Consider the following 5,799-nt stretch of genomic DNA (forward strand, 5'->3'; position numbering starts at 1 on the left):
CGGGAGGGGATTGCGCGTGCCTATAATCGGAAGGAGTGAGTGAATATAGGCACGGGAGGGGAGAGTGCGTGCCTATAATCGGGAGGAGTGAGTCAATATAGGCACGGGAGGAGAGTACGCATGCCTATAATCGAAAACAGCAGGTCATTATAAGAATGGAAAGAGTGTTTCCGTTCCTATTACAATAAGGAATAGCAAACCATGGCACCAACTGGCTTTTACATATTGATTTCGCACAGCACTGAAACCCAGCAACACAGGCAATCCATACTAGCCGAACGCTCCCACCGGCGCAACACTTCATCGGAAAGAAATGGGAGCGCCGAATCCGGCCTGCCAAGGATGAATTCCACCCTTTTGAAGGAAAATAGGGAAAAACAACAAAGGGTGAAATACATCATGACAGTAGTGACCAACTTGAACGAAAAGAGAAGGGAAAAGCAGCGTTTTCATGAAATGAAGATGCTGAGGGAGTTATCGCTGAATGATATCGTTGCAGAAGTCACCCGGTGTTTTGAAGGCTTCATTCAGGAGGAATCCTTTTATAAGACAGCAATGGAAGACATATGCATTGATATGGCGATCGATACGTACCTGTGCGGAACCGGTTACGGCCGTTTCGGGTATTATGGCGAGCCAAAAGAGCAGGTGAGAAAGAGGGCGCAAGAAGAAATTGATGAGATTACGCGGGTGCTGTATGATCATATGATGTATTATCATGCGGCGGATGATATCATAAGCGAATCCCTCTTTTGCTCCTGTGCCCACTTCACTGGCTATTGGTGGGAGCACGGTTTTACGATCGGCAAAAAACGCTATGCCCTCCGCCTGCATTGAAAAAGTTCTAATTGACCTCCTTGTCCCATATAGATGGCATAGATGGACAGGGAGGGAATGACAAAGATGAAAAAACGGCTGAAAATGATGTACTCTTTTTTTGGCATTGCCGTCCTTTTATTTATCTTCCAATATGAATTTGTGACGGAAAATTCCTGGAATACATGGAATCTGCCGTTAACCGGCAAGGTCATCGTCATTGATCCGGGTCATGGCGGTCCGGATGGCGGCGCAGTTGGACAGGGAGACGTTCTCGAAAAAGATATCGCACTGGCTGTGTCGCATGAATTACGGGACTACCTGCAGGAAGCGGGAGCTCTCGTAAAGATGACGAGGGAAATCGATACCGACCTTGCGGGTGAAAATGTGTCCGGCTACAGCAGGCGCAAGACAGCTGACCTGAAAAACAGGGTGAAAGTTGTTAATGAATCAAACGCCGATTTATTTGTCTCTGTCCATTTGAATGCCATCCCGTCTTCCCGCTGGCGCGGTGCACAGACCTTTTTCCATCCAAGCATTGAAGAAAGTGAGCGGGCTGCGCGTTTTATCCAGGCGGAGTTAAAGCGTAACTTGAATAATACGAATCGCTATGCGAAGGCGATTAACGGCATTTATGTTTTAAAGCAGGCGGATATCCCCGGAGCGCTCGTCGAAGTCGGCTTCCTATCAAATCCGGAGGAAAGGCAGCTTCTGCAGGATAAGGCATACCAGAATAAACTCGCTGCCTCCATTTATGAAGGCTTGCTCCGTTATTATACAGATGAAGAAACACTTGAGAAATGATGGAAGAGAGATTGCTCACAGCCAAACAAGAACGTTCAGAGTTTCTTCATTTTTCTTGGAACGCCCCTGATGTTATCATATTAAGTATCCGGCGCTCCAAACAGGGAAATATAAGGAGTGCCGCAGATATGATATACTAAAATTTGTAACCGAATTCAAAGGGGTGGATAAGATGGTAACAGAAGCACAGGCTCGTGAAATTTTACAGGAGCTGCAGGATCCGCATTTACATAAAAGCCTTGGAGAAACAAATGGAATCCAGGAAATTAAAATCAAGGAAGATAAAGAGCATATCAGTGTAAAAATTGCTCTCTCCAGAACAGGTACTGCAGAACAGATGACACTGCAGCAGCAGATTGTAGACGGCTTGAAGAGTGCAGGCGCCAAGACAGTGGGAATCCGCTTTGCCGATCTTCCGGAAGACGAAGTGGCGAAGCACCAGGCTGTTGACCAGTCCGGAAAAACTGACATTTTGTCACCGGCCAGCAAAACTGAATTCATCGCAATTGCAAGCGGTAAAGGCGGGGTCGGGAAATCCACGGTCTCCGTCAACCTGGCTATTGCACTGGCAAGGGCAGGGAAAAAAGTCGGCCTTGTTGATGCTGATATTTATGGTTTCAGTGTACCTGACATGATGGGTATTGCTGATAAGCCGAAAGTCAGAGGAGAAAAGATCATTCCGGTGGAGCGTTTTGGTGTCAAAGTCATTTCAATGGGATTCTTTGTTGAAGACAACGCACCTGTCGTGTGGCGCGGGCCGATGCTTGGAAAAATGCTCAACAACTTCTTTCAGGAAGTCGAGTGGGGCGATTTGGACTACTTGCTGCTTGATCTTCCTCCTGGCACAGGGGACGTAGCCCTTGATGTACACACAATGCTTCCGGCATCAAAAGAGATCATCGTGACAACGCCTCATCCGACTGCAGCATTTGTGGCAGCGCGCGCAGGCGCAATGGCAATCAAGACAGATCACGAAGTCCTTGGTGTTATCGAAAACATGTCTTACTTCGAAAGCAAAGTGACAGGCGAAAAAGAATACGTATTCGGCCGCGGCGGCGGAGAAAAGCTCGCTGACGAACTGAAAACCGAAGTTCTTGGACAATTGCCGCTACAGCAGCCTGACTGGAATGATGATGATTTTGCCCCGTCGGTTTACGACGAAGATCATCCAATCGGAAAGCGGTATACCGAAATCGCCGCTAAAGTCATCGATTCCTTATCCAAGTAAATGGATGGAGACAAGCACGAGAAAAAGCACCGTTTCTGGTGCTTTTTTCATTGTAATGGAAATTATAAAATTTGAGCGTTGTGTATAAAAAGCCAGAAGGGAATCGTCCAGCTCCAGGCGCCAGCGGCTATCGTCATAAGCGGGCGCCTTGCGCATTTGTTCTTTGTGGGGATGGAAAAGCGGATCATCCTCCGCCGGCTCCACCGCCACCCTGGTCATCCTGGCCGCCGCCTTGACCGGCACCGCCCTGTTCACCGCCGCCTTCTTTTTGCTGGCCGGAACCTGCTTCTTCCGCTGCTTTCATAAGAAGGTCCTGGATTTTTGCCTTGAACAGCGGGCTTTCAAATGTCTCCTGCATCAATTTTTGCAAATGCTGGCGGAATTCCTGGCCTTTCATCACAGTCAACAATTGTTTTTCCATATCTGGATTCTGGTACAGTTCAATCATTGATTTTTGGTAATCGGGATCCTTCATCAGTTTCTTCATCAGCTCTTCCTGCTGTTTTTGCATGCTTTTCGCAAAGGTTTCCGCGAATTTGGGATCCTCAAACTGTTTCTTCCAGAATTCCTTACCTTTATCTGAAGTAAGGTTTTCTTCAATGGTTTTCTTTACAAAAGCTTGATCGAGGACCATTTGTTCTTTTATTTTTTCATCTGCAACAAGGTCCTGGATTGCTTTTTTCCCTTCATCGGTTTTTAATATGTCAACGACCATTTTTTTCGTTTCATCATAGTTAGGCTGGCTGCTGTCAGTGGCTTCAGCGGCACACCCGCCCAGCGCCAGTGCCAGTACCATAAGGAGCGGATAAATACGCCGCATAATGATTGCCCCCTTTTTAATGCATTCCTTACTGTTAATATGGGTTGATGACAAAAAAATATGCACACATGGAGATGGAGAAAACATCCGGGAATTGATAAAATCAAATATGGAATGATAATTAGTGGAGGATATAATTGTGACGATACGAAAATGGATGTATTTGTTTATCAGCACCTTGATTGTTGGAGGTGCAGCTGCTCTTGTTACAGGGTTTGCTATTGGTTTTAAAGAATATACAGGCTTGATCGCATCAGGAGAAATCCTGCAGCTTCTATCTGTGATTGTCTGGATGATCGGTCTTGGCTTGATGTTCAGTGTCCTCAGCCAGATGGGGTTTTTTGCTTATTTGACCGTCCATCGCTTCGGCCTGGGACTTTTCCGCTCCGTTTCCCTCTGGAACGCGGTCCAGCTTGTATTAACCGCTTTTGTTTTATTTGACCTTATTTATTTGCGTTATACCGCTTTTGCATCAGAGGGCGCATCTTTAGGACCTTATGTTGTGCCCGCATTGCTGCTTCTTGCATATGGCCTGGTCATAGCTTATGTGAAAATGAAGCAGACCAACCGGGGGGCATTTGTCCCCGCACTGTTTTTCATGACAGTCGTAACCATCATTGAATGGTTCCCGGCGCTTCGCCAAAATGATCAGGACTGGATGTACCTTATGCTGTTTCCGCTATTAGCCAGCAACACCTGGCAATTGCTGCTGCTGCATCGTTTGAATGTCAAATAGAAGAAGCTGGCCGGACGGCCAGCTTCTTCTATTTGATTATTACTTAATTTCGCTGCTCTGCGCCCTGGCGTTTTCAATCATTTCGCCAACGGCAATAAACGAATAGCCCTGATCTTTTATTCCTTTAATGATTTCCGGCAGCGCTTTTTCCGTTTGTTTTGCCGAATCGGAAGCATGCAGGAGAATGATATCTCCGCCTTTAAGGTCTGACAAAACATTTTCCACGATCCGTTCCGCTCCAGGATTAGTCCAATCCTGCGAATTTACGCTCCAGTGGACAACGGAATACCCCGTCTTCTCAGCAATTGTCAGCACTTGACCATTAAAATCTCCGTTAGGCGGCCGCAGCAGCTTTATATCCTTTACCTCAAGTTTGTTAAAAACATCCTGCGCCTGCAGAATATCACGCCGCACCTTTTGTTCTTCCCAGTTGGCATAGCTTTTATATTGATAACCCATACTGCCGATTTCATAACCCGAATCCTGAATTGTCTTCACGACATCCGGATGTTTTTCAGCCCATGATGCCGACAAAAAGAAAGTAGCCTTTTTTACATTCTCCCGTTTCAGCACTTCCAGAATGGGGATCGCCCGCTCATCCCCCCAGCTGATATCAAATGTAAGCGACACCTGCTTGCTTTTTTCCTCACCTTTATAAATAGCCCTGGGACCGTCCTTGGATGAAAATACCGAATCGTTCAGTGAACTTTCTACAAAAAAGAGAAACGCGGTAAAAAAGGCGATCAATATAAGCAGCAATAGATGCTTGAACCGGTTTCCGTTGACGGCATAAAAAAAACGCATAAACTTGCCCCCTTTATCTGCACAGATAGGTTTGTTTTATGTGTATGCGCGGGTATGGACAAGATATGAATGCATTTGCGAAAAGATATAAGTGTGTTTTTCATAAAAATAACAAAACAGGAAATAGTATTACCAAGGAATTGGAAGAGGTGACAGAATGCTTGGTCTTTTGATTAATAAAAAAGAGGAAAAAGAAATTGAATACCTGATCAAACGAGAGATGGAAGAGCTGCTGTTCGATTTTCAGGACTCCAGAATCGACATTCGGGTCAAACATTCAATGGAAGAAAGATACCAGATTCTTTTCCGGCTGCTGCAGCGTGTGACCCCGCCATCCGAATACTCGAAGTATTACCGGACAAAATACCGTGATTCCGAATCCCGCTCTTAACAGGAGCGGGATTTCCAGTGTTTAAATGCTTTTGGCAGCTGATGTATTTTCCTTCGTTAAAAGGGATTGACTTGGCCATTCGATGGTGGTATATTGTTAAACGCCGCTAAAAAAAACAGTGTAGTAAGCGTCACTGAAAAAACCTGAAAATATGTTGACTGTAACTTGCTCACATGTTATATTATTTAAGTCGCAAGAAA

The 5,799-nt window shown here is 45.7% G+C and carries 8 protein-coding genes; 5 read left to right on the forward strand and 3 right to left on the reverse strand.

The annotated features are described in order from the left end of the window. The first annotated feature begins 399 nt into the window (after nt 1-399). The 3 genes from A4U59_RS17445 to A4U59_RS17455 all read left to right on the forward strand — a co-directional run bounded on the left by A4U59_RS17445 (nt 400) and on the right by A4U59_RS17455 (nt 2,848). Nucleotides 400-837, forward strand: a complete 438-nt coding sequence (locus A4U59_RS17445; protein ID WP_066175029.1) for a DUF2521 family protein — start codon at nt 400-402, stop codon at nt 835-837. 66 nt (nt 838-903) lie between these two features. Continuing rightward, a complete protein-coding gene (gene cwlD, locus A4U59_RS17450; protein WP_066175017.1) occupies nt 904-1,620 on the forward strand; it encodes an N-acetylmuramoyl-L-alanine amidase CwlD in 717 nt (238 codons plus the stop codon). Between the two features lie 172 nt (nt 1,621-1,792). Continuing rightward, nucleotides 1,793-2,848, forward strand: a complete 1,056-nt coding sequence (locus A4U59_RS17455; protein ID WP_066175019.1) for an Mrp/NBP35 family ATP-binding protein — start codon at nt 1,793-1,795, stop codon at nt 2,846-2,848. Here the strand turns inward: A4U59_RS17455 and A4U59_RS17460 are convergent. Beyond that, nucleotides 2,837-3,067, reverse strand: a complete 231-nt coding sequence (locus A4U59_RS17460) for a hypothetical protein (RefSeq protein ID WP_157888218.1) — start codon at nt 3,065-3,067, stop codon at nt 2,837-2,839. The two genes, A4U59_RS17455 and A4U59_RS17460, sit on opposite strands and share 12 nt — an antisense overlap. Then, on the reverse strand, nt 3,033-3,668 hold the full coding sequence (gerD, locus tag A4U59_RS17465) for a spore germination lipoprotein GerD (protein ID WP_066175024.1): 636 nt from the start codon (nt 3,666-3,668) through the stop codon (nt 3,033-3,035). Before gerD ends, A4U59_RS17460 begins: the two co-directional genes overlap by 35 nt. Nucleotides 3,669-3,807: 139 nt before the next feature. Between gerD and A4U59_RS17470 the strand changes: the two genes are divergently transcribed. Beyond that, the gene (locus A4U59_RS17470) at nt 3,808-4,404 is read left to right on the forward strand and encodes a KinB-signaling pathway activation protein (RefSeq protein WP_106406368.1); all 597 of its coding nucleotides are present in this window, start codon (nt 3,808-3,810) and stop codon (nt 4,402-4,404) included. Nucleotides 4,405-4,443: 39 nt separating this feature from the next. On the opposite strand, the gene pdaB is transcribed toward A4U59_RS17470, so the two are convergent. After that, nucleotides 4,444-5,208: a polysaccharide deacetylase family sporulation protein PdaB gene (pdaB, locus tag A4U59_RS17475; RefSeq protein WP_066175026.1), complete on the reverse strand. Its 765-nt coding sequence runs from the start codon at nt 5,206-5,208 to the stop codon at nt 4,444-4,446. A gap of 157 nt (nt 5,209-5,365) precedes the next feature. On the opposite strand from pdaB, the gene A4U59_RS17480 reads away from it, so the two are divergent. Next, entirely contained in the window at nt 5,366-5,599 is a 234-nt protein-coding gene (locus A4U59_RS17480; RefSeq protein ID WP_066175028.1) for a hypothetical protein, read from the forward strand. Nucleotides 5,600-5,799: the final 200 nt, after the last annotated feature.

The sequence above is a fragment of the Bacillus marinisedimentorum genome (genome assembly GCF_001644195.2).
GTDB classification, from domain to species: Bacteria; Bacillota; Bacilli; order Bacillales; family Bacillaceae_O; genus Bacillus_BL; species Bacillus_BL marinisedimentorum.